Origin of the sequence: Stutzerimonas stutzeri, from assembly GCF_024448715.1 — a bacterium.
Lineage (GTDB): Bacteria > Pseudomonadota > Gammaproteobacteria > Pseudomonadales > Pseudomonadaceae > Stutzerimonas > Stutzerimonas stutzeri_AR.
On the sequence record NZ_JAMOHZ010000002.1, the window covers coordinates 270,937 to 296,881 of the forward strand.

The window sequence follows — 25,945 nt, forward strand, 5'->3', positions numbered from 1 at the left end:
TACGGGTCAATGTTGGTTGCGGCCCGTGCCGCAATACCTCGAACCGCTTTGAAGGATTTCAACGTGCAGATACGTGACGCCCAGGACGCCGATCTCGAAGGCATCCTGCAGATCTATAACGACGCGGTGCAGAACAGCACGGCGATCTGGAACGACCAGGTTGTCGATCTCGACAACCGCCGCGCCTGGCTGGCTGAACGCCACGAACAGGGCTACCCGGTATTGGTCGCCATCGACGACGAGCAACAAGTAGCCGGCTACGCCTCGTTCGGCCCCTGGCGACCCCATGATGGCTTTCGCCACACCGTGGAGAACTCGGTTTACGTCGGCCCCAGCCATCGCGGCAGCGGCGTTGGCCGCCGCCTGATGCAGGCACTGATAGAACGCGCTCGACAGCTTGGAAAGCACGTGATGGTCGCCTTCATCGAAAGCGAGAACCGTGCATCGATCCACATGCACCAGCAGCTCGGCTTCATCCATGTCGGGCAGATGCGCCAGGTTGGCTGCAAGTTCGGCCGCTGGCTGGACCTGACGATGATGCAACTGACCCTGAACAGGACGCCCAAACCATGATTCCCGGTGAATACCAGATCCAGGCTGGCGAAATCGAACTCAACGCCGGCCGCCGCACGCTGACCTTGAATGTGGCCAACAGCGGCGACCGGCCGATTCAGGTCGGCTCGCATTTTCACTTCTTCGAAACTAACGATGCGCTGACCTTCGACCGCGCCGCCGCGCGCGGCATGCGCCTGAACATTCCGGCCGGAACGGCGGTGCGCTTCGAGCCGGGGCAGAGCCGCGAGGTCGAGCTGGTCGAACTGGCGGGCAATCGCCGCGTGTTCGGTTTCGCCGGCCGGGTGATGGGCGCGCTCTGAGAGCCCCTCACCCCGGCCCTCTCCCATAGGGAGAGGGAGAAAAGCAGCCCGCCGCGACGGGACAGACCAGCGCCAATCAGCCCCCTCTCCCTCCGGGAGAGGGTTGGGGTGAGGGCAAATCAAATGCAGGGACCGGCCAAGGAGCCCCGATGAAGATCAGCAAACAAGCCTATGCCGACATGTTCGGCCCCACCGTCGGCGATAAGGTGCGCCTGGCCGATACCGATCTCTGGGTCGAGGTCGAGCAGGACTTCACCACCTATGGCGACGAGGTGAAGTTCGGCGGTGGCAAAGTCATTCGCGACGGCATGGGCCAGAGCCAGCTGTGCGCGGCAGATGTAGTCGACACAGTGATCACCAATGCGCTGATCGTCGATCACTGGGGCATCGTCAAGGCTGACGTCGGGCTCAAGGACGGCCGTATCGCTGCCATCGGCAAGGCCGGCAACCCGGATATTCAGCCAGACGTGACCATCGCCATCGGTGGCGCCACCGAAGTGATCGCTGGCGAGGGCATGATTCTCACTGCGGGCGGCATCGACAGCCACATCCACTTCATCTGCCCGCAGCAGATCGAAGAAGCGCTGATGAGCGGAACCACCACCATGATCGGCGGCGGCACCGGACCCGCCACTGGCACCTACGCCACCACCGTGACGCCCGGCCCTTGGCATATGGCGCGCATGCTCCAGGCCGCCGAGGCCTTCCCGATGAACATCGGCTTCACCGGCAAGGGCAACGTCTCGCTGCCCGAGCCGTTGATCGAACAGGTCAAGGCCGGCGCCATCGGCCTCAAGCTGCACGAAGACTGGGGCACCACCCCGGCGGCCATCGATAATTGCCTGTCGGTGGCTGACCAGTACGACATTCAGGTGGCGATCCACACTGACACGCTGAACGAATCCGGTTTCGTCGAGACCACCCTTGGCGCCTTCAAGGGCCGCACCATTCACACCTACCACACCGAGGGCGCCGGGGGCGGTCATGCGCCGGACATCATCAAGGCTTGCGGCTTCCCGAACGTGCTGCCCAGCTCGACCAATCCAACCCGGCCGTTCACGCGCAACACCATCGACGAGCATCTGGACATGCTCATGGTCTGCCATCACCTGGACCCGAGCATCGCCGAGGACGTGGCGTTCGCCGAAAGCCGCATCCGTCGCGAGACCATCGCCGCCGAAGACATCCTCCACGACCTCGGCGCCTTTTCCATGATCAGTTCCGACAGCCAGGCCATGGGCCGTGTCGGCGAAGTCATCACCCGCACCTGGCAAACCGCCGACAAGATGAAAAAGCAGCGCGGCGCCCTGCCCGGCGACGGCCCGGGCAACGACAACTTCCGTGTCAAACGCTACATCGCCAAGTACACCATTAACCCGGCAATCACCCACGGAATCAGCCATGAAGTCGGCTCCATCGAAGTCGGCAAGTGGGCTGACCTGATCCTCTGGCGCCCTGCGTTCTTCGGCGTGAAGCCAACGCTGATCCTCAAGGGTGGCACTATCGCGGCGAGCCTGATGGGTGATGCCAATGCCTCGATCCCGACGCCGCAGCCGGTTCACTACCGGCCGATGTTCGGCAGCTACGGCGGCTCACTGCACGCATCGAGCTTCACCTTTATCAGCCAGGCCGCAGCCGAGGCCGGAGTGCCGGAGCAATTGGGGCTGAAAAAGAAAATCGGTGTGGTGAAAGGCTGCCGGACGGTGCAGAAAAAGGATTTGATCCATAACGACTACACACCGCAGATCGACGTCGACCCGCAGAATTACCAAGTGAAGGCGGACGGCCAACTGCTCTGGTGCGAGCCGGCCGAGGTGCTGCCGATGGCGCAGCGGTATTTTTTGTTCTGACAGCGATCGCTGCTCAGGCTGCCCTTTTGATGGTGGGCTGAAGCCCACCCTACGCTCGTCTGGGCGCAGCGGTAAGACGGCGCTCCGCTTCAGCTGTAGGGTGGGCTTCAGCCCACCGCCGCAGAGTGACGTTGGATAACGTATTTGTGGTGGGTTGAAACCCACCCTGCAAAGAGACGAAGAGCAAGCCCACCTCACCACAGATCGAGCCAGGCACCTCGGGGCATCGCGGGCGCTCGCGCTGCATGACAGGGCGAAGCTGTTACAACACGCTCACATAATTTTTCAACAGCTGGCGGGCCGTCTAGGCTTCTAGTCAGGAAGACGATCCGAGCCTGTAATCGTCATACCCTCTCCACGGGCTGTGCCGTACGCGGAACAAGAACTGCATACATAAATGCCACCTTGTCTTGCATACAAAGGGCACATCCATGAACCACGACGACTTTCAGATCAAGCAGATCGACCCCAGTCTGCACAACGCCGATCTGGCGCCGCTTCACCCGGCGAAGCGCAAATGGGGCTGGTTCGAAATATTCAACGTCTGGTCCAACGATATCCAAAGCCTGTTCGGCTACACCCTCGCCGCCACCCTGTTTATCAGCTACGGCCTGAACGGCTGGGCGGTGCTGGCTGGTATCGTGCTGGCCGGCTTCATCGTCATGGGTTTGGTGCAGCTGACCGGCAAGCCCAGCGTTAAATATGGCATCCCGTTCCCGGTCATGGCACGCGCCAGTATGGGCGTTCGTGGGGCGAACTTCCCTGCAGTGGTACGCGGCATCGTGGCGATCTTCTGGTATGGCGTGCAGACCTACTTCGCCTCGACGGCGGTAGCATTGTTGATCCGCACGCTGATCGGACCTGGCTCGGACGCGACGCTGCTGGGCCTGACTGCCATCGACTGGCTCGCTTACGTGATCGTTTGCGTATTTCAGGTAGCGCTCTTCGTGCGTGGCGTGGAATGGATCACGCGGTTCCTTAACTGGGCCGGCCCGCTGGTCTATCTGGTTATGATCGCGATGATGATCGCCATCTGTTACCAGGCCGGGCCGGGCCTTGCGGGCGCGCTTGGCACCATTTTCGGCGGCACCGGCAATTACGACGGTGGCCCGCTCGTCGCGTTCGCTACGGTGGTGGGCACCATGGTCGCCTACTTCGCGGCGGTGGTGATCAATTACGGCGATTTCGCCCGCTTCGTGAAGAGCGAACGGCAGATGGGCATCGGCAACCTTCTCGGACTTCCGGTGAGCCTGGCGATCTTCTCGCTGATCGCTTTGGTGATCACGGCCGGCACTGTGGTGGTGTTTGGCGAGACGCTGACCAACCCAACCGATATCGTCGCGCGCATCGACAATGTCGGCCTGACCCTGATCGCCGCGGTTACCTTCTTCGCCGCCACCGTGGGCATTAACCTGGTCGCTAACTTCATCCCACCGGCTTACGACATCGCCAACCTGGCGCCGGCTCGTATCAGTGCGCGCACCGGCGGCTTCATCACCGCGGCTATCGCGTTCTTCATCGGCGCATTGTGGGTATCGTTCATTAGCGCGGTCGGCATTGCCGCCTTCGTCGATACGCTCGGCGCCGTGCTAGCGCCTCTATACGGCATCATCGTGGCCGACTATTACCTGGTTCGCCGGCAGCGGCTGGACGTTCAACAGCTGTTCTCGGCCGAGCCGGGCTCGACCTACTATTTCAGTGCTGGCTGGAATCGTAAGGCGATCATAGCCTTCGGCGTCAGCTCGCTGTTTTCAGTCGCTTCGGTATGGACGCCCGGCCTGGAAAGCCTCTCGGGCTTCGCCTGGTTGCTCGGTGCGCTGCTTGGTGGCGTGGTCCATTACTTATTGATGCGCAAGCAGCCATTACCGTCGAGCGCGGCACCCACCCTGACGCCACATGGCTAACGCAGCTGGCTGTCCTTGCTGCCACGGCGGTTGTAGCCGCTGAACTTCGCTTCGTGCTTGTCCTGCTCGGTCTGGCACGCCACGCAGAGTCGCACGCCTGGAACCGCCTGCCGGCGTGCCTCTGGGATCTTCGCGCCACATTCTTCGCAGTGCGTCAGGCTTTCTCCTCGGCCCAATCGGCTACGTGCACGCTGAACGGCATCTTCAATGGTGCTGTCGATCTGCTCCTGCACAGCACCTTCGTTTGCCCAACCAGTGGCCATTGCAACCTCCTACCTGCCTCGGGCAGTTCATCAATGTTTCAGTGGATTGGAACTGCAGCGGCGGCAGCCGTTCAGTACCAATCCAGGCCATCGGCACTATTGCGAGTCGCCAACTAATCGGCACCGCCTGTCGTTTACTTGGCGTCAAAACGACGAGCGGAGCTCGACAGGCGAGCGCATGAACTACCCTTCCAGCCGATTGATAAGCAAACCGATCCCAACACCGCGTTCAGATGCTCTGAATCGGGGCTTGCCTTGGTAGTCGCCACTGATCGCCTGATAACAATATCCGCCAGTGAAACGGTGTATGAACAAGAAACTCCTGATGGCGTTGATGCTCGGCCTGGGCGGATGCGCCAGTCAATCGGAAGTCCTCGAGCGCGAGGTCGGACAGTTCGATCTTAAACTCGGCACGGCTCCGACCCGAAGCATGGCGCAGGGCCTGGTCAGTCCGACCGCCGCGAGCACCTTCCGCGGCGGCCTGGATCTCACCCATGCCAGTGGCTGGTATGTCGGACAATGGGCACCGAGCATGGGCATCCTCGAAGGCAACCAGCTGGAGCTGGACAACTACATCGGCTACGCCCAGCAGCGCTTCGACGACGCACCGGGATTCGAGCTGGGCGTGATTCGCTACAGCTTCCCGGAACTCGAAGACTGGGATCGCCACGAATACTATGCGGGGGTCAATCTGGCCGGCAGCCGTCTGGGCGGTGCGCTGAGCAGCTCGCCGGGGCGCACCGACAGCACGCTGTTCCTGGAATTGGGACCGGTTCGGCCATTCGATGTCGGGGTGCGCCTGAAATACGCTAGCCATTCGATGGATAGCCCGATGTATCACATCGGCGGCAGCGTGGAGGTATTCAACGACTGGTCGCTGAATCTGTCCCGCCCGTTGCTGGGCATGCAACTGGATCTGTCCTACAGCGATTCCAGCCTGAGCGGACCGCAATGCGGCGTCTACTCCGGGCAGAACGCCTACTGCGAGGGCTTCGTGATGTTCAAGGCCGAGCGTTCGCTGTTCTGAAGCTGATGCGCCGTTAGCGAAGCCGCATCCGCGCGTGGAGCACGGCCAGCAGGAACGCCGCGGCGGCAAAGCCGTAGAGCAGACTGAGATTGCCGCCCTGGTATAGCCAGGACCCCAGCACCGGGCCGGTGGCCATTCCCATGAAGCGGAAGAAGTTGTAGCTGCCTACGGCGGTGGCACGATTGTGCTGGTACAGATCCATCAGCAGGCTGGTCTGCACCGGCAGCGACAGCCCGAGGAACAGGCCGAACGCGCTGACCGCCACCACTAATGCGGCAAGCGACCACTGCGCGACACCGAGAAACAGCAACAGACTGAGCGCGTTCAACGCAGCCGTCGTCACCAGCATCGGCTGCGGTCGCCAGCGCCCCAGCAGCCGACCGCCGAGGAAGCTGCCGACCACTACGGCGATCGACAATGGCAGAAATACCAGCCCCTTCTCACTGGCACTCAGGCCATAGGTGGTATCGAGGACGCGCGGCATAAACACCAAGTAGTTGTAGAAGGCGTAGTACTGCACGAAGCTCAGCAGCATGATCGCCAGGCCTGGGCGGTTACGTAGCACGTCCAGATATTCGACGGGATGAAAGGCTCTGACCACACCGCCCGCAGGACGCGTTTCCTGCAGCCAGATCGCATTCGCCAGCAACGCAACACCACCCACCACGGCCAGCAGCAAAAAGACGTAGTGGAAATCCACGTGCTCGCCAATGAAGCCGCCGACCACCGGGCCGACCACCGGCCCGAGCGCCACCATCATCTGGAACGAGCCCATCGCCCTGCCCCGAGCCGCACCTTCGAAGCGGTCGCCGATGACCGTGACCGCTACCACCGCCCCCGCCGCGATGCCCACCGCCTGCAACGCCCGAAACACCAGCAGTGTCTCGATGTTCGGCGCCAGAAAGCAGCCCAGCGAGGCGATGATGTAGATCACCAATCCGATCAGCAGAATGCGCTTGCGCCCGCTGCGATCGACCAGCGGCCCATAGACGATCTGCATGATCGCCAGCACCAGCGTGAAAATGGAGATGCTGAGGTTGATCAGAAACGGCGTGGTCTGCAGCGCCGCTCCCAACTCCGGCAGGATCGGCGCGTAAACCGTCTGGGTGAAAGGTCCGAGAAACGCGGCGAAAGCCACCATGAAGGTCAGCAGGCGTGGACTCATCGGATCTCCATTAACGGTGGCGGCAGTGCGGTAGCCCGAGCGCAGGGGTGGTTATTCCTTGACCTGCATGTAGTCCTCGGCCCAGCCCATATATTCGTCGGCGGTCGAATACTTGACCGACAGCTGCGAGGCATTGAGGTCCGACGCGTCGATCTGGCGTTGCTCGCGCAAGCAATCGTAGGTCGCCTTGATCGCGGCGAAATAGGCGGCGTGGCCGTTGACCACGATGCGCACGCCGAGGGCGGCCAGCCGCTCATTGTCACGCAGGCTCGGGTTGCCATAGGTGACCAGCATCAGCGGCACGCTAAGTTTTTCGGCGACCTGCTCGAGCTGCTCGAAATCTTCGATGCCGACCAGGCAGATGCCGTCGGCACCGGCTGCCTCGTAGGCCTGCACGCGCGCGATCACTTCTTCCAGGCCGATCACGCCGGCGTTGGTGCGAGCGATGATGCTCAGCTCCGGATCGATGCGCGCCTCGAGCGCCGCACGGATCTTGCCGACCGCCTCGAACATGCCGATCAGGTCGGTGGATTTGCGGCCGAATTTGGCCGGCAACAGGGTGTCTTCGATGGTCAGCGCGGCGATCCCGGCGCGCTCCAGCTCAACCACGGTGCGCATTACGTTGAGCGCATTGCCGTAGCCGTGATCGGCGTCAGCGATGATCGGCAGACGTGATACGCGACCGATACGGGTGGCCTGCTCGACGAATTCGCTGAGGGTGATAAGCGCGAAGTCCGGTGCAGCCAGTACCTGCAGCGAAGCGACCGAGCCGCCAAGAATACCGACTTCGAATTCGAGGTCAGCAGCGATACGCGCCGACATCGGATCGAATACCGAAGCGGTGTGGTAGCAGCGATCCGAGGCCAGGAGCCGACGGAATTCGCTGCGCAGGGTGTGATGAGAAATTCGTTGCATGGTTTTTCTACCTGATAAAGCGCACGCAAGGGCCAGTCGCCCTTGTTCGGTCAAGTGTTGGAAGCCGCGCGGATGGCCCAACGGCACATCCGCGGTATTCATATCGGTGGTCGCGGTTGGCGACCCTGCACATAAGCCATGACCAACCCGCTGGCGATAATGATCCCCATACCGACAATCGCGCCGAGATCCGGCACGTGGCCAAAGGCAATCAAACCCACCACTCCAGCGAAGATAATCTGCGCATAGGTGAACGGCGCCAAGGCTGCCGCGCTAGCAAAGCGGAACGCATTGGTCAGCAATAGATGGCCGCTCATGGCCATGGCGCCCAGTGCCGCCATCATCAGCGCGTCATGCAGCGTCGGCGTCTGCCAGTTGAAAATCACCAGCACACTCATCACCAGGCTACCCACCAGGCTGGTGAGGAAGTTGCTGGTCACCGGGTGATCGGTGGCGCTGAGACGGCGCGTGATCAACTGATAAACGGTAAAACTCACTGCCGCACCAAACGGCAGCAGGATCGCCGGGGTGAATAGCGCACCGCCGGGCCGCACGATGATCATCACACCGAGCAAACCGCAACCCACCGCGAACCACTGACTGCGGCTGACGCGTTCGCCCAACAATGCCGAGGCGATGGTCACTAGCAACGGCGTCAGGAAGATGACCGCGGTGGCCTCGGCCAGCGGGATGTAATGCAAACCGCTGATGAACAGCATGCTCACGCAGACCAGGCTCAGCCCGCGACACAGCTGCAGCTTTGGGCGCAGCGTATGGAACACACGACGCCCCATGCGCGGCGTGAAAAGCGTGAACATCAGAATCGTCTGCGCCATGTAGCGCGCCCAGATCACCAGAAAGACCGGGTAGAGCTGCGTCAGGTACTTGGACAGCCCATCGTGCGTGGCGAGGACCATGCATGAAAAGAGGATGAGCAGAACGCCAAGCAACGGCTGGTGTGAGTTGTTCAAAGAGAGAACCGCGACGATAGGTAGCAACCTAACCATTATGCCTACAAATCGGCATCACGTCAGTCGTCACGTTCAATGAACCAACCAGGCGTCGAATGGGAAAAGCGTTAGCGCTGCGCTATATGCGCCGGGGGAATCTTCACGACATCGTCAGGTTCGAGCTCATCGAATATCTGCCTGCTCCGCACCGCGAATTGGCGGCCCTCCGTCGGCTGGCTCACCGTTTGGCAACCAATCGCGTATGATCGCCGGCCCTTCGCGGGTCGCTCTGCCGGCCCGAGTCCGTCCGAGTGTTTTCAGATGTTCAAGTTGAGAGCGATGCAGGTACGCGATATTCCTGCCGTGATGTCGATTCAGGAAGAATCCTACGCCGCCGAAGTCCTCGAAGACGAAGCGGTGATCCGCGCCCGCCTCGCCGCCTGCCCTCAGCTGGCCTGGGTGGCCGAAGATGCCCTTGGCGTCTGTGCCTATCTCTTCGCCTATCACTCGCGCGTAGGCAAGGTGACCCCGCTGGATGGCGAATTCAAGCGTCACGATGAAGCCGACTGCCTGTATCTGCACGACCTCGCCGTCTCCCGTCGCGCCAGCGGTCGTGGCATCGGCCCGGCGCTGGTGCAGAAAAACCTTGAGCAAGCCAAGACCCAGCAGTTGCGTTATTCGGCGCTGGTTTCCGTGCAAAATTCGGAAGCTTTCTGGTCCCGCCTCGGCTATGCCGCGCACACCGAACTGGAGCAACCGCAGGCGAGCAACCTCGCTAGTTATCAAATCCCCGCGGTTTACATGGTGCGAGCGCTGCACTGATTCGCACCCATATGGTGCGCTACGGCGCCACGCGCACCATGGCGAAACAGCACGAGCCCCATTTTTACGCATTCCGTACTGCCGGAACCCGCATGACGCATCCGTCACACAAGGTTGGCAAGGGCCTTGCTCTGCTTGTACCCATTGGTACAACCGGAACCGCCCATGCTGGTCATTCATCAACGCACTGCCCCACAAGCCCACTTCGACGCCGAACTGGAATTGACCTACGAGGCGCGCAGCAAGTCACGCCTGCGCTGCTTCACCACTCAAGGTGAAGACGTCGGCCTTTTTCTCGAACGCGGCCAGCCGCCGCTGTGCGACGGCGAGCTCCTGCTGGCCGTAGACGGCCGCGTCGTTGCAGTGCGCGCGCGGCCCGAGCAGTTGCTACATGTCACCTGCGCCAGTGCCTTCGAGCTGACCCGCGCCGCCTATCATCTGGGCAATCGCCACGTCGCGCTGCAAGTCGGTGACGGCTGGCTGCGCCTGCTCGACGACTACGTGCTCAAGGACATGCTGCTGCAGCTCGGCGCCAGCGTCGAAGCGCTCGAAGCGCCCTTCCAGCCGGAGCACGGCGCCTACGGTGGTGGCCATCACCATTCCCATGCCGGCGAAGCCGAATTCAGTTACGCGCCGCGCTTGCACCAGTTTGGTGTGCGCACGTGAATCCGGCTGCGTTCGCATTGCTGCGACTTGCAAGCCCGCAGCTGCCGATTGGCGGCTACAGCTACTCCCAGGGCTTGGAAATCGCCGTGGAACGTGCCTTGGTGCATGACGAGCCCAGCGCCCGCCGATGGCTCGCCGACCAGTTGCTGCTCAACCTGGCTCGCTTCGAAGCACCGCTGTTGCTGGCCCATTGCGAAGCCGCCGCAGCCGAAGACTGGCGCAAGCTGGAACACCTGACAGCGCGCCATCGCGCCAGTCGTGAAACCTGTGAGCTGCGCCTGGAAAGCCGGCAGATGGGTTACTCGTTGAAGCAGTTGCTGAACAACCTGCCGGAACTGGACGACACGGCGCGGACGCTATTCGAACGCATCGAAGAACCCGGACTGGCGCTGGGCTGGGCGCTCGCCGCTCGCGCCTGGGGCATCGCCCCGCAAGATGCGCTCGGCGCCTGGCTCTGGGGCTGGCTGGAGAATCAGTTGGCGGTGCTGATGAAAACGCTGCCGCTGGGACAGCAAGCGGCCCAACGGCTGACGTCCGAATTGCTGCCTACGCTGCAGCGGGCACAGCGCGAGACGAGCGATATCGCGCCGGAACATTGGGGCAGCGCCGCCTTCGGGTTCGCGCTGGCGAGCATGGCGCATGAGCGTCAATACAGCCGGCTGTTCAGGTCGTGATTACACCGATTGTAGGAGCGAGCTTGCTCGCGAATGGGCAAGAGCAGGCCCCCCTTCTGCGTCTGACCCGACGCAATCTGATACGCCTGCCATGGTTGTTGCGGCGCCCCGAACATCCGTCGCGCGCAAACCCGGTTCGCGAGCAAGCTCGCTCCTACCAAAACCTAATTGCGAGAAAACCGCACACCGACGCGCCCCCGCTGAGTGCAGCTTTCAAAAGAGGAAACAGACCATGAACACCCAACCCCTGCGTGTCGGCATCGGCGGCCCGGTCGGATCCGGCAAGACCGCGCTGACCCTCGCTCTGTGTCTGGCCCTACGCGAGCGTTACAACCTCGCAGTAGTAACCAACGACATCTACACCCAGGAAGACGCCCAGTTTCTGGTGCGCAACGAGGCCCTGGCACCGGAACGAATCATCGGCGTTGAAACCGGCGGTTGCCCTCACACGGCAATCCGCGAAGACGCCTCGATCAACCTGGAAGCCGTCGACCAGCTCAACCGGCGCTTCCCTGGCCTCGACCTGATCATCGTCGAATCCGGCGGTGACAATCTGTCAGCTACCTTCAGCCCCGAACTGTCCGACCTGACAATCTATGTAATCGACGTCTCGGCTGGCGACAAGCTGCCGCGCAAGGGCGGGCCGGGCATCTGCAAGTCCGATCTATTGGTGATCAACAAGATTGATCTGGCGCCAATGGTCGGCGCCTCGCTGGAGGTTATGGACCGCGATACCCGCAAGATGCGCGGTGACAAGCCCTTCGTGTTCAGCAACCAGAAGGTCGGCCAGGGGCTCGACGAGATCATCGCTTTCATCGAGAAACAGGGAATGCTCAGCGCCGCCTGACCCATTTGATCTGCTCGCAAAGTGGCCGAGATCCGCTCGAAGAGCTTCGCCAGCAAGCTGCTCCTACAACAACCACTACTGGCCTGTAGAGGCGAGCTGGCTCGAAGCGGGTGTGCCGGCTTCGCAATAACAGCTTGGCGTTCCCTAGCCCCTTCCATGCAAAACCAGAGGAAAACCGCATGAACCTGCAAAGAATTATTGTCATGTCCGCCCTGCTGCTCAGCCCGGCATTGGCTTTCGCCCATCCCGGTCACGATCACGCAGGTCTGATTTCCGGTATCGCCCACCCGATCTTCGGTCTCGATCATTTACTGGCAATGATTGCTGTCGGCCTCTGGGCGGCCCAGCAACAAGGCAAGGCGCGCTGGGCGCTGCCGTTGACCTTCGTCGCTACCATGCTGCTCGGTGGTCTGTTCGGTTTTGCAGGGATCAAAATGCCGCTTATGGAAACCGGCATTGCCGGCTCGGTATTGGCGCTCGGGCTGCTGGTGGCGCTGGCGGTACGTCCGCCGCTGACGGTTGCAGCGGGACTGACCGCACTGTTCGCACTCAGCCATGGCGTGGCTCATGGCCTGGAACTGCCGGCACTGTCCAGCCCCTGGGGCTATGCGGCCGGCTTCGTTGCAGCCACCGCCGCGCTGCATACCGCCGGCTACGCCATCGCGCGCAACCTGCCGCAAGCGGCCGCGCCATTAGTGCGAATCGCCGGCGCCGCCTCGGCATTGACCGGCGTCTGGATGTTGGCCGCCTGAAGATTAGCGACAACAAAAGAAAAGCCCGAGCAAACCAGGCCGTGTGAAAACGTAGCGAGCAAAGGTTAGGCAAGGCGCAACGACCATCAGGAGTAACAGCCGAAGGCTGGCCCGAAGGGCGAGCGCAGCGAGTCAAAACAGGCGAGGAAGCGGACTGGGCTCGCATCCGAGCCTGTTTTTAACGCGGCATAACCGAGCGCAGTAGTTTTCACACAGCCTGGAACCTCGGGCTTTTTTTATAGGTTGCAGCTGCTTCACCGGAACGGCGGCTCGTCGAAGCTGCGCAGCTTGCGCGAATGCAACGAGTTGAGCTGGTTGCGCAGCAGATCGAGCGCGGCGATGCCAATCTTCAGATGCTGGGTGACGGCGCGTTCGTAGAATGCGTTGGCTGAGCCCGGCAGCTTGATTTCGCTGTGCAGTGGCTTGTCCGAGACGCAGAGCAGCGTGCCGTAGGGCACCCGCAGGCGATAGCCCTGGGCAGCAATGGTGCCGCTTTCCATATCCACCGCCACGGCACGCGAAAGGTTGATCAGCGGTCGCTCCTGTGCCCAACGCAATTCCCAGTTGCGGTCGTCATAAGTCAGCACGGTGCCGGTGCGCAGGCGCTTCTTCAACGCCTCGCCCTTGTCACCAGTAACCTGCGCGGCGGCTTCCTGCAGCGCTTGTTGCACTTCGGCCAGCGCCGGCAGCGGAATGTGCGGCGGCAGCACGCGGTCGAGAATGCCGTCGCGGCGCATATAGGCGTGGGCCAGCACGTAATCACCTATCGATTGCGACTGCCGCAGCCCGCCGCAATGGCCAATCATCAGCCAACAGTGTGGGCGCAGCACGGCCAGGTGGTCGGTGATGTTCTTGGCGTTAGAAGGGCCGACACCGATATTGACCAGGGTGACGCCGTCGCCATCGTCTGCATGCAAGTGATAGGCCGGCATCTGGTAGCGATGCCAGACCACGCTACCGATGATCGCCTGGGCTTCGCCCTCTTCCATACCTCGCTCGATGACCACATTGCCCGGCAATACCATGCGTACGAAGCGGGTATCGTCGCGCAGCATGTCGAGGCCGTGGCGGATGAACTGGTCGACATAGCGGTGGTAGTTGGTCAGCAGAATCCATGGCTGCACGTGGCGCCAGTCGCTACCGGTGTAATGCACCAGCCGGCGCAGGGAGAAATCCACCCGCGCGCCGTCGAACAAGGCCAGCGGGTAAGGGTCGGCGTGCTCCCAATCGTACAGCCCATCGGCGATGTCATCGGTGGCGGCGGACAGATCGGTGCTGGGGAATACCCGCGCCAGCTCCGCGGCGGTCACACCAGTGCCGGCGAGCTCGTCGCCCTGCTCGATGACATAGGGATAGGGAATGTTGCGGGCGCTGATGCCGACCTCCACCTTCACGCCAAAGTCCTGCATCAACGGTCGCAACTGGTCGAGCAGATAGCTGCGAAACGCCGCCGGATGAGTCACGGTAACGCTATAAACGCCGGGCGCCTGGACTTTGGCGTAGGCGCGCGTGGACGCTGGTACTTCGCCATGGCATTCGTAGGTCAGGCGCAGTTCTGGATAGCGGAACTGCGCTCGCTCGGCCGCATCGGGCTCCTGGCGTGTCTTGACGTAGCGCTTGAGCGCCTGGTTCAGCGAACGAGTGGCATGCTGATGCAGCTCGGCAAGATGATCCACGGCTTCTTCAGCGCTAATGGCAATGCGAAAGGTATCGCCGGCTAGATTCATGGTGGGCTTCCTTGTTCAGTCGTTGAAGCCATCTTGCCTGCTCATCGATGACAGCGGTAGCGACAACAGCCGACTGTTTATCGGCGAGCGTGGAGGTGGCACTCCCTCGACCTAAGCATCGCACCCATCAATATCGACACGGTGCGTCCGCATCTTTGCCAAGGACGCCGTGTCGCTGCGGTCCAGTCACTCGATAAACGGCGCACTTCGTGCCAATAACGCGCTGATATTCACTCCGCGCGGCAATGTTCCGTACGCCCTCCCATGCCCCTCCAGGCGACTGGCGATGAAGGCATCAGATACCGCGCTGTTTCCCGCTTCGAGCAGCAGTTTGGCCTGCAGCGCGACGGCTATGTCTTCGGTGAGCTGACGGGCGCGGTATTGGATGTCGCCGGTATCGGCGAAGGCAGTTTGCAACCGGCCGATATGTGCCTGCAGCCGCGCATCGCCGTGGCCAACACCGAGTTCGGCGAACAGCACGTCGAGCACACCGGTTTCCTTCGATAGAGCGCGCAGCACGTCCAGGCACTGCACGTTGCCGGAACCCTCCCAGATGGAGTTCACCGGCGCCTCGCGATACAGCCGCGGCATGATGGTGTCTTCGACGTAGCCAGCGCCGCCCAGGCATTCACTGGCCTCGGCGATCATTTCTGGCGCGCGCTTGCAGATCCAGTATTTGCCGATCGCCGTAACCAGCCGGGCGAACTTTTCTTCTTGTTCGTCGAGGGAATTATCCAGCGCGCGGCCCATACGCATGGTCAGCGCCAACGCGGCCTCGCTTTCCAGGGCCAGATCAGCCAACACGTTTTGCATCAGCGGTTGCTCGGTCAGCACGCGACCGCCCACCTGACGATGCGCACAATGGTGCATGGCTTGGGTCAGTGCCTGCCGCATCAACGAACTGGAACCGATCATGCAGTCGAAACGGGTCGAGGAAACCATCTCGATGATGGTCGGCACGCCGCGCCCTTCCTCGCCGATCATCCAGGCTAGGGCACCGCGATACTCGACCTCGCTGGACGCATTCGACCAGTTGCCCAGCTTGTTTTTCAGCCGCTGGATGTAGAACTGGTTGCGGGTACCATCAGGGCGGTGCCGCGGCAGCAGGAAGCAGGACAGGCCCTTGTCGGTCTGCGCCAGTGTGAGGAAGGCATCGCACATCGGTGCCGAGCAAAACCACTTGTGCCCGATCAGTTCGTAGAGTTGCCCCGGGCCTCCAGCACCGACCGCGTGGGCACGCGTGGTGTTGGCGCGCACGTCGGTGCCGCCCTGTTTCTCGGTCATGGCCATGCCGATGGTCACGCCGGCCTTCTGCTCCATGGGCAGGTTGCGTGGGTCGTATTCACGGCTGAGTATTTTCGGCAACCAGAGATCGCCGATACCGGCTTGCAGGCGCAGCGCGGGCACGCTGGCGTAGGTCATGGTCAGCGGGCAGCTGCTGCCGGATTCGGCCTGGTTGTGCAGATACATCAACGCTGCACGCGCCACTTGGGCGCCGGGCTGTGGGTCGGTCCAAGGCAGCGAGGGGATGCCATGGGCGATCGCCGTGCGCATCAACTCGTGGTAGGCCGGATGAAATTCCACCAGGTCGATGCGATGACCGTAGCGGTCATGGCTTTTGAATACCGGCTTGTTTTCGTTGGCGAGAAAGCCCGCCGTCATCAAGGGGCCGCCTGCCAGCGCGCCATAGGTGTCGAGCCGCGATTCGGCCCAGCCGCCCTTGTAACGCCGCGCCCATTCCTGCAACGGCAGATCAAGGCGATACAGGTTTGCGCCGTCCAGTGGCGGCACCTGATTCAGCACCTCGTGGGTTTCGGCGTATTGATGCAAGCTCATGGCGGTCTCCTCGGCAGGCGGAAGCGACAAATCGGCCTGGCTGAAGACGCGCTGCGGTGTTATCGGGAATTGCTCCGCTCACCGTTTGATCATTGCCGGGCCGATGCGGACCAGCTCTCGCGACGATCCACGAGAAGAAGTGAAGCACGCATGATCGCGTTGAAAAAGCGCGGTTTCGGCCAACCTGCGAAGCGAATTCGCCTCAGCGGTTACCCCCAATCCTTGCGACTCTTGATCGGGCGAGCCTTCAGGACAGCTGGAACGGCAGGCGCACCTGAAAGTGACTGCCGCGGCCCGGCTCGGAATGGTACGCAATGCTTCCGCCCTGCAACTCGATAAGCTGCCGACACAGCGAAAGGCCGATACCGAGGCCACCGTATTGTCGGGTCATGCTGCCGTCCAGCTGGCGGAAGTATTGGTAAAGCGAGTCGTCGGTGGGCGCTTCGAAACCGACACCGGTATCGATCACCTCCACCTCCAGAACGAACCGGGACTGATCTTCTTCATGCCCATTCATCGCCAACGTCACGCCACCCTGCAGGGTAAATTTGATGGCGTTGTCGAGCAGGTAACCGAGGCTCTGCTTCAGTTTGGCAACATCGCCCACCAGGGCATCGGGCAGCTGATTGCTCATCTGAAGATCGAAGTTCAACCCGCGCGCAGCCGCACGGGCCCCGTAGAGCATGTACAGTTCGTCGACCATCGTCCGCAGCCCGAACGGCTCCTTGCGCACCTGGAGCTTTCCTGCCTGCAGTTCAGTCAGCGCGAGTATGTCGTTGACCAGCCGCATCATATCGCGCGCCGAGCCGGTCGCGATGCGCTGGTATTGCTCCAGTTCGCTGTTCAGCTCCAGCGTTCGCATCAGGTCGAGACTGCCAATAATTCCATGCATCGGGGTGCGCAATTCATGGGTTACGTTGGCCAGGAATTGATCCTTGAGGCGGTTGCTTTCGGCCAGTTCACGGTTCATCTCTTCCAGTTGGCGGCCCGTCTCCTCCAGCATCAGGGCGCGCTCTTCCTTCATCGCGTTGATCCGGTCGGCCAGCGCCAGCGACAACAGAGCCACTTCGATGGCGGAGCCGATCTGCCCCGCGTACATAGTGAAAAAGTTATGCGGCAGATAGCCCAGGACCATCAGGGTGTTGATTTGTCCACCGATCAGAAAGGTCGTCCAAGCGATCAGGAAATAGCGCGCGACGCGCATTCCCCGATACCAGGCAACGATGCCCGCAACGAATATCGCCAGGATGAACCACAGTGCCAAGAAGGTCGCCAGACGCAGCGCCAGCGCGTAGCTGGAGGTCAGCGACAGCACCATCGTCAGCACACCGAGGCCCATCAGCGCTATCAGCGTCCCGTCTATCCATGGGCTGTGCGTGCGGGTGTGCAGAAAACTGCGGGCGAACTGACAACCGAAGACGCCAGCCGCACCGATCAGAAACGGTGTGGATGCATTGGCCCACCACGGTGAGTCCGGCCAGAAATACTGCACGCCCAAGCCGTTGACCGACACCTGGTAAAGGCCGAACGAGCCGATATAAAGAATGTAATAAAGGTAGCTGCGGTCGCGGACGCTGAGGTAGATGAACAGGTTGTAAACCAGCATCACCAGCAGCACACCGTAGATGACCGCCAGCACATAGATATGCGCCGACTGCTCTTCCAGGTAGGCCAACGGCGCCCATAATGTCAGCGGCACCTGGATCGAACCCTGGCTTTCCAACCTCAGGTAGATGCGCTGCGGTTGATCGGGCGGCAGCTCCAATTCGAATAGATGATTGCGCTGTTTGATCTGCCGTTCGCTGAACGGCAGCGCGTCGCCACTCTGCTGGGCAAGGTGGTAACCACCTTGCCCATCCGGCAGATACAGGTCCAGATGATCCAGCGGCGGGTAAGCCAGTTCCAGCCACCAGCGACTGCGCTCGCTGGATTGATCGACGCGGTATTGCAGATCGACACGCAACCAGAAGGCCGAACGCGAATAACCCGCGTTGAGCACGTCCTCGTGATGGTCGACGAAGCGCCCGAACGCATCGAGCGCAAGCACATCCTCGATGCTGGCGTCCCGAGTGGGATCTTCCAGCACCGCCATTACCTGCCCTAGCGGCAAGCGCCGGGTGTTTTCGTCGAGCTCGACTGCGCTCGCCAGTGTCGGCAGCAGGCCGAGAATGAATATAAGGAAGTGGCGCATGGCAATGAAAAACCTGTCGAGCCGCGTCAGGAGAATCCGGCTCCCCTGAAGACACGAGGCCCTAAAAACTGGTGGCACTTTAGCATGACCTTTTAACCAACGAACCAGCAGCAAGCTTTGTCCTGCCTAGCGGTCGAATTTGGCAACATCGCCAATCGTCTGCCCAAGCCGGCCAGGATGATTGGTGATAAGCTCGCACGCCACGAAAATCTGGCTGTGCCTCGCCCCGGCCAATCCCACTACGCACATATCGGGGAACCCATTCGATGACCGGCCCTTGCTCCCGCCCTGTCGTTCTCTGCCTTTCCGGCCACGACCCGAGTGGCGGTGCCGGACTACAGGCAGACATCGAAGCCCTGATCGCTCAGGGTTGTCATGCCGCCCCGGCCGTCACTGCATTGACCGTGCAGGATACCGTCGATGTGAGCGATTTCCGCGTTCTCGATCGCGACTGGGTGCTGGCCCAGACCAATGCCGTCATCGCAGACCTGCCGGTTGCCGCGGTCAAGTTGGGAATGCTCGGCTCGGTAGAAATGGTCGAGACGGTACTTGAAATCATGCAGAAGCTACCCGGCGTGCCGCTGATTTGCGACCCGGTGCTGCGCGCCGGTGGCGGCGGCGCCCTGGGCAAAGACGAAGTCGGCTATGCCATGCGCGAGCAATTGTTCCCAGTGGCCACCATCGCTACCCCGAACTTGCCCGAAGCGCGAATCCTCGCCGAGTTGCCTGAAGGCAGCGCCGATGAATGCGCCGAAAAGCTGCTGCCCTTCATCCGTCACCTGCTGATTACCGGCGGACATGGCGACGAGACCGAGGTGCACAACCGCCTCTATTCTCGCGACGGTAGTCAGCACGACTTCAGCTGCCAACGCCTCCCGGGTAGTTACCACGGCTCCGGCTGCACCCTGGCGAGCGCTCTCGCCGGCCGCCTGGCCCTTGGCGAAGGGCTTGCCAGCGCAGTGAAGTCCGCCCTCGATTACACCTGGCGCACCTTGCGTGACGCCGAAGCACCGGGCCGCGGACAGTACATTCCGCGCCGGCTGCCGCTGGACTTGAGTTGAGTTGAGGCTGAAATGAAAGACAACACCAAGCTGCGCGGCCTCTACGCCATTACCGACAGCACGTTGCTAGCCGATGGACGTCTGCTGCCGTACGCCGAAGCGGCCTTGAAAGGCGGCGCTTGCCTGCTGCAATACCGCGACAAATCCAGCGATGACGCCCGTCGCCTGCGCGAGGCCGAGGCGCTTCGCGAATTGTGCGACCGCCACGGCGCGCAACTGATCATCAACGATGACGCCGAGCTGGCCGCGCGTTTGGGCGCAGGGCTGCACTTGGGACAGGGAGACGGATCGCTTTCCGCTGCACGTGCCTTGCTCGGGCGTAAGGCGATCATCGGCGCGACTTGCCATGCGCAACTGGAGCTGGCCGAACAGGCCGTTGCCGAAGGCGCCAGCTATATCGCGTTCGGCAGATTCTTCGACTCCAACACCAAGCCCGGCGCTCCGGCAGCCACGCTGGAACTGCTCGGGCAGGCGCGCCAGCGTTTCAACCTGCCGATCACCGCGATCGGCGGCGTGAAACTGGAAAACGCGCCGAATCTGATTGCCCACGGCGCTAGTCTGATCGCTGTGGTGCACGCACTGTTTGCAGCCGAGTCGGCGAGCGAAGTCGAACGCCGCGCACGCGCGTTCAGTGAGCTGTTCGCCGGCAACTAACCGGCGTCATGACAGCGCTCTGTGCGCCAACCATCCCTGTTTTCTTTTCATGAGAGGCCCCGCATGTCCCGTTCCGAAACTCTCTTCGCTAATGCCCAGAACTACATTCCGGGCGGCGTCAATTCGCCGGTACGCGCATTCAAGAGCGTCGGCGGCACACCGCTGTTTCTCAAACACGCCGAAGGCGCCTACATCACGGACGAGGACGACAAACGCTATGTCGATTACGTGGGCTCCTGGGGCCCGATGATTCTTGGCCACAGCCATCCCGAGGTGCTCGATGCGGTGCGCCGCCAACTCGAGCACGGCTTGTCTTATGGCGCGCCGACCGCCATGGAAACCGAAATGGCCGAGCTGGTCTGCAGCCTGGTTCCGTCGATGGACATGATGCGTATGGTCAGCTCCGGTACCGAAGCGACCATGAGCGCGATCCGTCTGGCCCGCGGCTATACCGGCCGCGACAGCATCATCAAGTTCGAAGGTTGCTATCACGGTCACTCCGACAGCCTGCTGGTCAAGGCCGGTTCCGGTGCCCTGACCCAAGGCGTGCCCAGTTCCGCTGGCGTGCCGGCCGCGTTCGCCAAACACACCCTGACGCTGCCGTATAACGATCTTGCGGCAGTCGAGCAAATGCTTGCCGAGGTTGGCAGCGATGTGGCGTGCATCATTGTCGAGCCAGTCGCCGGCAATATGAACTGCGTGCCGCCGGCGCCTGGCTTTTTGCAGGGGCTGCGCGCGCAATGTGACAAGCACGGCGTGGTGCTGATCTTCGACGAAGTTATGACAGGTTTCCGCGTCGCCCTCGGTGGCGCTCAGGCCTACTACGGCGTGACCCCGGACCTGACCACTTTCGGCAAGATCATCGGCGGCGGCATGCCGGTCGGCTGCTTCGGCGGCAAGCGCGCAATCATGGAATGCATCGCTCCGCTCGGCCCGGTCTACCAGGCCGGCACCCTGTCCGGTAACCCGCTGGCGATGGCCGCTGGCCTGACCACGCTCAAGCTGATCAATCGCCCCGGCTTTCACGACGAACTCACCGACTACACCACCCGCATGCTGCAAGGCCTCAAGGAGCGTGCGATGGCAGCAGGTATCCCATTCGTTACCACCCAGGTCGGCGGCATGTTCGGCCTGTATTTCAGCGAGGCGGACGACATCGTTACCTTCGACGACGTGATGACCAGCGATGCCGGGCGCTTCAAGCGATTCTTCCATCTGATGCTCGAGGGCGGCGTCTATCTGGCACCGAGTGCATTCGAGGCCGGCTTCACTTCTATCGCGCATGGCGACACGGAGCTTCAGCTGACCCTCGATGCCGCCGAGCGCGCCTTTGCCAAACTGAAATCAGCTTGATGCCCGAGCTGTTGCAAGCCTCGTTGCTGTCATTGGCCGCGCTGGTCAGTGCAATTTGGATCGGTAGTGCGCGACGCGGCTACGGCGAACCTGACCAGCCCGCACTGTTCTGCGCTCTGCTCGCTTTTAGCCTGGCGGCCGGAACCGGAGCCTGTGCCGTCGCAAGGCTAGCGTTAGGCCTCGACACCCTCGAAGCAGAGCGCTGGCTGTTGCAGGCAACCCTGCTGCTCGGCTTGCCACTGGTCGGTGTGGTCGCATTGACCCTGGGCCGCAAATGGATCTGGAGCCGGCCGACCTGGGGCCGCGTAGTAATCGGCCTGTGCGCTTTTTTCGAACTCGCCCGGCAGTTCGGCTGGAGCGCACCGTACGCCTTTTCGTTAGGCCTGCTCAGTGCGCTGTTGGTGATTTATGCAGGCCTGCTGCAATGGCCGGCGCGCCTGCAAGCCGTCGCTGGCGTGGCGGGCGGCGCTCTGATGTTGGCGCTGTTGCCTTGGACCGGACTATCGATCGACAACAACCCGCTCGGCGGTTATCAGCAGTTCTGTCTGGCGCTGGCGAGCCCCATCATCGCCTGGCTGTTGCTACACCTGCCTGGCAATCTTCGCGAGGAACCCCCCACACCCGCATAAAAAGCTGGGCGCGACCATCAAAGCCTTTGTAAGCCGGCGATAGCTTATCCATAATGTGACGGTCGGCTCGTTTTGTGCCGGACTTTCAGTCACCGCCCTGATCTTCGAGGCGCCTTGATTCATGACTCGCACCGGCCGCAGCCTGGCCCTTGGCTGCCTGCTGCTTCTCTCGCCCCCGCTGGCCATGGCGGGTGGCAATTCGTTGCTGATCCCGGCGACTTCCCGCTGCGCTCTCAACACCGTCCCGGAAGAGATGCATGAAGCCCTGCGCGCCTGTGAGCAGGCCGCCAGCGAAGGCGATCTACAGGCTGCCTACGAGCTCGGCGAGTACCATTACGACGGTCGCCGCACGCCTCGCGACCTGACCAAAGCGTTGCACTGGTTCGAGCAGGCCTCGTTACAGGGCCACGCTCTCGCCCAACACCGCCTCGGCGTGATGTTCTTTCGCGGCGAAGGCGTGCCGGCAAATAACGTACAAGCTTACGTGGTGCTGAAAATGTCGGCGGTCAACGGCGAAGAGGAAGCACTGGACACCGCTGATCGCGTATCGGCGCAGATGCGCCGCGACGAGCTGGAAATCGCCACTCAGGTGCTAGGACAGATCTTCCGCGACTACCTGACGGACCTGCAAACCGCTGGCGAGAACAAACCTTTCGAGCAGTAACGGGCTTGAGGCTTGACCGCACCAGAGCTTTCCATGTGTTCGAGCCTCTTTACTCGTTTCAGCTTTCAGCCTCCTGCGCTTTCGCTTTTATCGTCCACGTCCTGGCCGTATAATCGTCGGTCATTTTTTGCACAACGCCGGCCCGTAACATGACCCGCAAGCTCTATATCGAAACCCACGGCTGCCAGATGAACGAGTATGACAGCTCGCGCATGGTGGATCTGCTGGGCGAGCAGCAACCCCTCGAGATCACTACAAATCCGGCAGAAGCCGACGTGATCCTGCTCAACACCTGCTCGATTCGCGAAAAAGCACAGGAGAAAGTCTTCTCCCAGCTGGGGCGCTGGCGTGAACTGAAATTGGACAATCCGCAGCTGGTCATCGGTGTCGGCGGCTGCGTGGCGAGCCAGGAAGGCGCGGCGATCCGCGACCGTGCGCCCTACGTAGATGTGGTGTTCGGCCCGCAAACCTTGCACCGCCTGCCGGAAATGATCGACGCGGCACGCACCACGAAAAAACCGCAGGTGGACATTTCCTTCCCAGAAATCGAAAAATTCGACCGTCTGCCGGAGCCACGTGTCGACGGCCCAACAGCCTTCGTCTCGGTCATGGAAGGCTGCAGCAAGTACTGCACCTTTTGCGTTGTGCCCTACACCCGCGGCGAGGAAGTCAGCCGCCCCTTCGACGACGTGCTTGCCGAGGTGATTCACCTGGCCGAAAACGGTGTCCGTGAAGTCACGCTGCTCGGTCAGAACGTCAACGGCTACCGTGGCGCTACCCATGACGGGCGAGTCGCCGACCTCGCCGAACTGATCCGCGTGGTAGCAGCCGTCGATGGCATCGACCGCATCCGCTACACCACCAGCCACCCGCTGGAATTTTCGGACGCGTTGATCCAGGCCCATGCCGAGGTGCCGGAACTGGTGAAATATCTGCATCTTCCGGTACAGGCCGGCTCTGACCGTATTCTCGCAGCGATGAAGCGCAACCACACGGCGCTGGAATACAAATCTCGCATTCGCAAACTCAAGGCGGCGGTGCCGGACATTCTGATCAGTTCGGATTTCATTGTCGGCTTCCCCGGCGAGACGGAGAAAGACTTCGAGCAGACCATGAAGCTGATCGAAGACGTCGGCTTCGACTTCTCCTACTCCTTTGTCTACAGCTCGCGACCCGGCACACCGGCAGCGGATCTGACAGACGAGACGCCGGACGAAGTCAAGAAGCAGCGCTTGGCGATCCTGCAGCAGCGGATCAATCAACAAGGCTTCGAAAACAGCCGACGGATGGTGGGTACCCGCCAGCGCATTCTGGTCACGGATTACTCTAAGAAAGACCCCGGCATGCTTCAGGGCCGTACCGAGCACAACCGTATTGTTAATTTCCGTTGTGACAATCCGCGGTTGATCGGTCAGTTCGTCGATGTGCATATCGACGACGCTCTGCCACATTCCTTGCGCGGCACGCTGCATGAGCAGGCGGTGGGCTGAAAGCAGGCCGGCGCTGCAGCTGACGTTCGAGTGAGCGTCAGCCGCCTGTTTACCCTAGATTGTCATGGCCGGTACGCCGATGCTTTTTTCGCCACGCGGCGCTATTCTCACCAAACCCTTATGCAGAGCAGGTCAATCAAAAGCCCTTGAACGCCCCCATAGAACCCCACCGTTTCACTCTTGAACCTTTTGAAGCCAACCGCTTCGCCAATCTTTGCGGTCAGTTCGACGAGCATCTGCGCCTGATCGAACAGCGCCTGGAGCTGGAAATCCGCAACCGCGGCAACCAGTTCGAACTGATCGGCCCGACCGATGTGGCCAAATCCGCGGAAAACCTCCTGCGCCGCCTGTATCGCGAAACCAAGAGCACCGAGCTGTCGCCGGATATGGTCCACCTGTTTTTGCAGGAATCAGGCATGGAAGAGATGGTCAATCCGTCCACCACGCCGAACATTTCGCTGCGCACGCGCAAGGGCAATATCCGCCCGCGCGGCGCCAATCAGCAGCGCTACGTGCAAGCCATCCTCGATAACGACATCAACTTCGGCATCGGCCCGGCCGGTACCGGCAAGACCTTTCTGGCTGTTGCCTGCGCCGTCGACGCACTGGAACGCGAGCAGATTCGCCGCATTCTGCTGGTACGCCCGGCCGTCGAGGCCGGCGAAAAGCTCGGCTTTCTGCCCGGCGATCTGGCGCAAAAGATTGATCCCTATTTGCGCCCACTGTACGACGCGCTGTACGAAATGCTTGGTTTCGAACATGTAGCGCGATTGATCGAGAAGCAGATCATTGAGATCGCGCCTTTGGCCTACATGCGCGGCCGCACACTTAACAACAGCTTCATCATTCTTGACGAAAGCCAGAACACTACGCTGGAACAGATGAAGATGTTCCTTACTCGTATCGGCTTCGGCTCCACGGCGGTGATCACAGGCGACATTACCCAGGTCGACCTGCCACGGGGCACCAAGAGCGGCTTGACCCATGTGATCGATGTGCTCAAGGACGTCAACGGCATAAGCTTCACTCACTTCAAGCCCAAGGACGTCGTGCGTCACCCACTGGTACAGCGCATCGTTGAAGCCTATGAGGCGTTCGAAGGTAACCAGGACCAAGTCAGAAGGCGCGCAGCGCAGGAAAGCACTGGTGATTGAGCTCGATCTGCAATGCGCCAGCAATGGTGCGGTGCCTGACGAAGCGGAACTGCGCCGCTGGTGCGAGTTAGCCTTGCACCAGCGCACCGCGGATTCCGAACTGACCATTCGCCTGGTAGACGAAGCGGAAGGGCGTGAGCTGAACCGCGACTATCGCGACAAGGACTACGCCACCAACGTGCTGTCCTTTCCCGCCGATGTGCCAGACGGGCCGGGCGGCGTTCCGATGCTGGATATCCCGCTGCTTGGCGATCTGGTGATCTGCGTGCCGGTGGTCGAGCGCGAAGCGACCGAACAAGGCAAGGCGCTGCAGGCGCACTGGGCACACCTGGTCATTCATGGCTGCCTGCATCTGCTCGGCTACGATCACCTCGAAGACGACGAAGCCGAAGAAATGGAAAGCCTCGAACGTCAACTACTGGCAGAGCTGGGTCACCCCGACCCCTACGCCGACGAATAGCCCGCACGGGCAATTG

General features: G+C 61.5%; 24 protein-coding genes and 1 pseudogene. 18 read left to right on the forward strand and 7 right to left on the reverse strand.

Features of this window, described 5'->3' with window-relative positions; translation table 11 throughout:
- The first annotated feature begins 9 nt into the window (after positions 1 to 9).
- The 4 genes from NAV33_RS04800 to NAV33_RS04815 all read left to right on the forward strand — a co-directional run bounded on the left by NAV33_RS04800 (position 10) and on the right by NAV33_RS04815 (position 4,629).
- The gene (locus tag NAV33_RS04800) at positions 10 to 573 is read left to right on the forward strand and encodes a GNAT family N-acetyltransferase (protein ID WP_255977438.1); all 564 of its coding nucleotides are present in this window, start codon (positions 10 to 12) and stop codon (positions 571 to 573) included.
- Complete coding sequence (locus NAV33_RS04805) at positions 570 to 875, forward strand: urease subunit beta (protein WP_255977440.1); 306 nt, start codon at positions 570 to 572, stop codon at positions 873 to 875. The genes NAV33_RS04800 and NAV33_RS04805 overlap by 4 nt, the downstream gene beginning before the upstream one ends.
- A 149-nt stretch (positions 876 to 1,024) precedes the next feature.
- Entirely contained in the window at positions 1,025 to 2,725 is a 1,701-nt protein-coding gene (gene ureC, locus NAV33_RS04810; protein ID WP_255977442.1) for an urease subunit alpha, read from the forward strand.
- Positions 2,726 to 3,156: 431 nt separating this feature from the next.
- The gene (locus NAV33_RS04815; RefSeq protein ID WP_255977444.1) at positions 3,157 to 4,629 is read left to right on the forward strand and encodes an NCS1 family nucleobase:cation symporter-1; all 1,473 of its coding nucleotides are present in this window, start codon (positions 3,157 to 3,159) and stop codon (positions 4,627 to 4,629) included.
- Here NAV33_RS04815 and NAV33_RS04820 read toward each other — a convergent pair.
- On the reverse strand, positions 4,626 to 4,892 hold the full coding sequence (locus NAV33_RS04820; protein ID WP_255977446.1) for a DksA/TraR family C4-type zinc finger protein: 267 nt from the start codon (positions 4,890 to 4,892) through the stop codon (positions 4,626 to 4,628). The two genes, NAV33_RS04815 and NAV33_RS04820, sit on opposite strands and share 4 nt — an antisense overlap.
- 307 nt (positions 4,893 to 5,199) lie before the next feature.
- Here NAV33_RS04820 and NAV33_RS04825 point away from each other — a divergent pair, with 307 nt between their 5' ends.
- On the forward strand, positions 5,200 to 5,919 hold the full coding sequence (locus NAV33_RS04825; protein ID WP_255977449.1) for a TorF family putative porin: 720 nt from the start codon (positions 5,200 to 5,202) through the stop codon (positions 5,917 to 5,919).
- 13 nt (positions 5,920 to 5,932) lie between these two features.
- Here the strand turns inward: NAV33_RS04825 and NAV33_RS04830 are convergent, their stop codons facing one another.
- The 3 genes from NAV33_RS04830 to NAV33_RS04840 all read right to left on the reverse strand — a co-directional run bounded on the left by NAV33_RS04830 (position 5,933) and on the right by NAV33_RS04840 (position 8,970).
- Positions 5,933 to 7,084 carry an MFS transporter gene (locus NAV33_RS04830; RefSeq protein WP_255977451.1) on the reverse strand — a complete coding sequence of 384 codons (1,152 nt, stop codon included), beginning with the start codon at positions 7,082 to 7,084 and terminating at the stop codon, positions 5,933 to 5,935.
- A 51-nt stretch (positions 7,085 to 7,135) separates the two neighbouring features.
- Positions 7,136 to 7,999, reverse strand: a complete 864-nt coding sequence (locus tag NAV33_RS04835; RefSeq protein ID WP_255977453.1) for an isocitrate lyase/PEP mutase family protein — start codon at positions 7,997 to 7,999, stop codon at positions 7,136 to 7,138.
- A 98-nt stretch (positions 8,000 to 8,097) separates the two neighbouring features.
- On the reverse strand, positions 8,098 to 8,970 hold the full coding sequence (locus NAV33_RS04840) for a DMT family transporter (protein ID WP_255977455.1): 873 nt from the start codon (positions 8,968 to 8,970) through the stop codon (positions 8,098 to 8,100).
- A gap of 318 nt (positions 8,971 to 9,288) precedes the next feature.
- Here NAV33_RS04840 and NAV33_RS04845 point away from each other — a divergent pair, with 318 nt between their 5' ends.
- The 5 genes from NAV33_RS04845 (at position 9,289) to NAV33_RS04865 (ending at position 12,710) form a co-directional block, all read left to right on the forward strand.
- On the forward strand, positions 9,289 to 9,771 hold the full coding sequence (locus NAV33_RS04845) for a GNAT family N-acetyltransferase (protein ID WP_255978155.1): 483 nt from the start codon (positions 9,289 to 9,291) through the stop codon (positions 9,769 to 9,771).
- A 165-nt stretch (positions 9,772 to 9,936) separates the two neighbouring features.
- Positions 9,937 to 10,437 (forward strand): urease accessory protein UreE, encoded by a 501-nt coding sequence (gene ureE, locus NAV33_RS04850; protein WP_255977457.1) that lies wholly within the window; start codon positions 9,937 to 9,939, stop codon positions 10,435 to 10,437.
- A complete protein-coding gene (locus NAV33_RS04855; RefSeq protein ID WP_255977459.1) occupies positions 10,434 to 11,111 on the forward strand; it encodes an urease accessory protein UreF in 678 nt (225 codons plus the stop codon). Before ureE ends, NAV33_RS04855 begins: the two co-directional genes overlap by 4 nt.
- A gap of 232 nt (positions 11,112 to 11,343) precedes the next feature.
- A complete protein-coding gene (ureG, locus tag NAV33_RS04860) occupies positions 11,344 to 11,958 on the forward strand; it encodes an urease accessory protein UreG (RefSeq protein WP_255977462.1) in 615 nt (204 codons plus the stop codon).
- A gap of 179 nt (positions 11,959 to 12,137) precedes the next feature.
- Positions 12,138 to 12,710 carry a HupE/UreJ family protein gene (locus tag NAV33_RS04865; protein ID WP_255977464.1) on the forward strand — a complete coding sequence of 191 codons (573 nt, stop codon included), beginning with the start codon at positions 12,138 to 12,140 and terminating at the stop codon, positions 12,708 to 12,710.
- Between the two features lie 254 nt (positions 12,711 to 12,964).
- Here NAV33_RS04865 and amn read toward each other — a convergent pair whose 3' ends face one another.
- The 3 genes and pseudogenes from amn to NAV33_RS04880 form a co-directional block, all read right to left on the reverse strand.
- Positions 12,965 to 14,437 carry an AMP nucleosidase gene (gene amn, locus NAV33_RS04870; RefSeq protein ID WP_255977466.1) on the reverse strand — a complete coding sequence of 491 codons (1,473 nt, stop codon included), beginning with the start codon at positions 14,435 to 14,437 and terminating at the stop codon, positions 12,965 to 12,967.
- A 186-nt stretch (positions 14,438 to 14,623) separates the two neighbouring features.
- Complete coding sequence (locus NAV33_RS04875; RefSeq protein WP_255977468.1) at positions 14,624 to 16,273, reverse strand: acyl-CoA dehydrogenase family protein; 1,650 nt, start codon at positions 16,271 to 16,273, stop codon at positions 14,624 to 14,626.
- A gap of 265 nt (positions 16,274 to 16,538) precedes the next feature.
- Positions 16,539 to 18,464: pseudogene (locus NAV33_RS04880) on the reverse strand (sensor histidine kinase); the annotation flags it as partial.
- A gap of 266 nt (positions 18,465 to 18,730) precedes the next feature.
- Between NAV33_RS04880 and NAV33_RS04885 the strand changes: the two are divergent.
- The 8 genes from NAV33_RS04885 (at position 18,731) to ybeY (ending at position 25,929) form a co-directional block, all read left to right on the forward strand.
- A complete protein-coding gene (locus NAV33_RS04885; protein ID WP_255977470.1) occupies positions 18,731 to 19,525 on the forward strand; it encodes a hydroxymethylpyrimidine/phosphomethylpyrimidine kinase in 795 nt (264 codons plus the stop codon).
- Between the two features lie 12 nt (positions 19,526 to 19,537).
- Positions 19,538 to 20,179 (forward strand): thiamine phosphate synthase, encoded by a 642-nt coding sequence (thiE, locus tag NAV33_RS04890; protein WP_255977472.1) that lies wholly within the window; start codon positions 19,538 to 19,540, stop codon positions 20,177 to 20,179.
- A 63-nt stretch (positions 20,180 to 20,242) separates the two neighbouring features.
- Complete coding sequence (hemL, locus tag NAV33_RS04895) at positions 20,243 to 21,532, forward strand: glutamate-1-semialdehyde 2,1-aminomutase (RefSeq protein WP_255977474.1); 1,290 nt, start codon at positions 20,243 to 20,245, stop codon at positions 21,530 to 21,532.
- A complete protein-coding gene (locus NAV33_RS04900; RefSeq protein ID WP_255977477.1) occupies positions 21,532 to 22,161 on the forward strand; it encodes a hypothetical protein in 630 nt (209 codons plus the stop codon). Before hemL ends, NAV33_RS04900 begins: the two co-directional genes overlap by 1 nt.
- Before the next feature lie 121 nt (positions 22,162 to 22,282).
- Positions 22,283 to 22,825 carry a tetratricopeptide repeat protein gene (locus NAV33_RS04905; protein ID WP_255977479.1) on the forward strand — a complete coding sequence of 181 codons (543 nt, stop codon included), beginning with the start codon at positions 22,283 to 22,285 and terminating at the stop codon, positions 22,823 to 22,825.
- A gap of 149 nt (positions 22,826 to 22,974) precedes the next feature.
- Entirely contained in the window at positions 22,975 to 24,315 is a 1,341-nt protein-coding gene (gene miaB, locus NAV33_RS04910; RefSeq protein WP_255977481.1) for a tRNA (N6-isopentenyl adenosine(37)-C2)-methylthiotransferase MiaB, read from the forward strand.
- 146 nt (positions 24,316 to 24,461) lie between these two features.
- On the forward strand, positions 24,462 to 25,469 hold the full coding sequence (locus NAV33_RS04915) for a PhoH family protein (protein WP_255977484.1): 1,008 nt from the start codon (positions 24,462 to 24,464) through the stop codon (positions 25,467 to 25,469).
- On the forward strand, positions 25,462 to 25,929 hold the full coding sequence (gene ybeY, locus NAV33_RS04920; RefSeq protein WP_336605349.1) for an rRNA maturation RNase YbeY: 468 nt from the start codon (positions 25,462 to 25,464) through the stop codon (positions 25,927 to 25,929). The genes NAV33_RS04915 and ybeY overlap by 8 nt, the downstream gene beginning before the upstream one ends.
- Positions 25,930 to 25,945 lie beyond the last annotated feature (16 nt).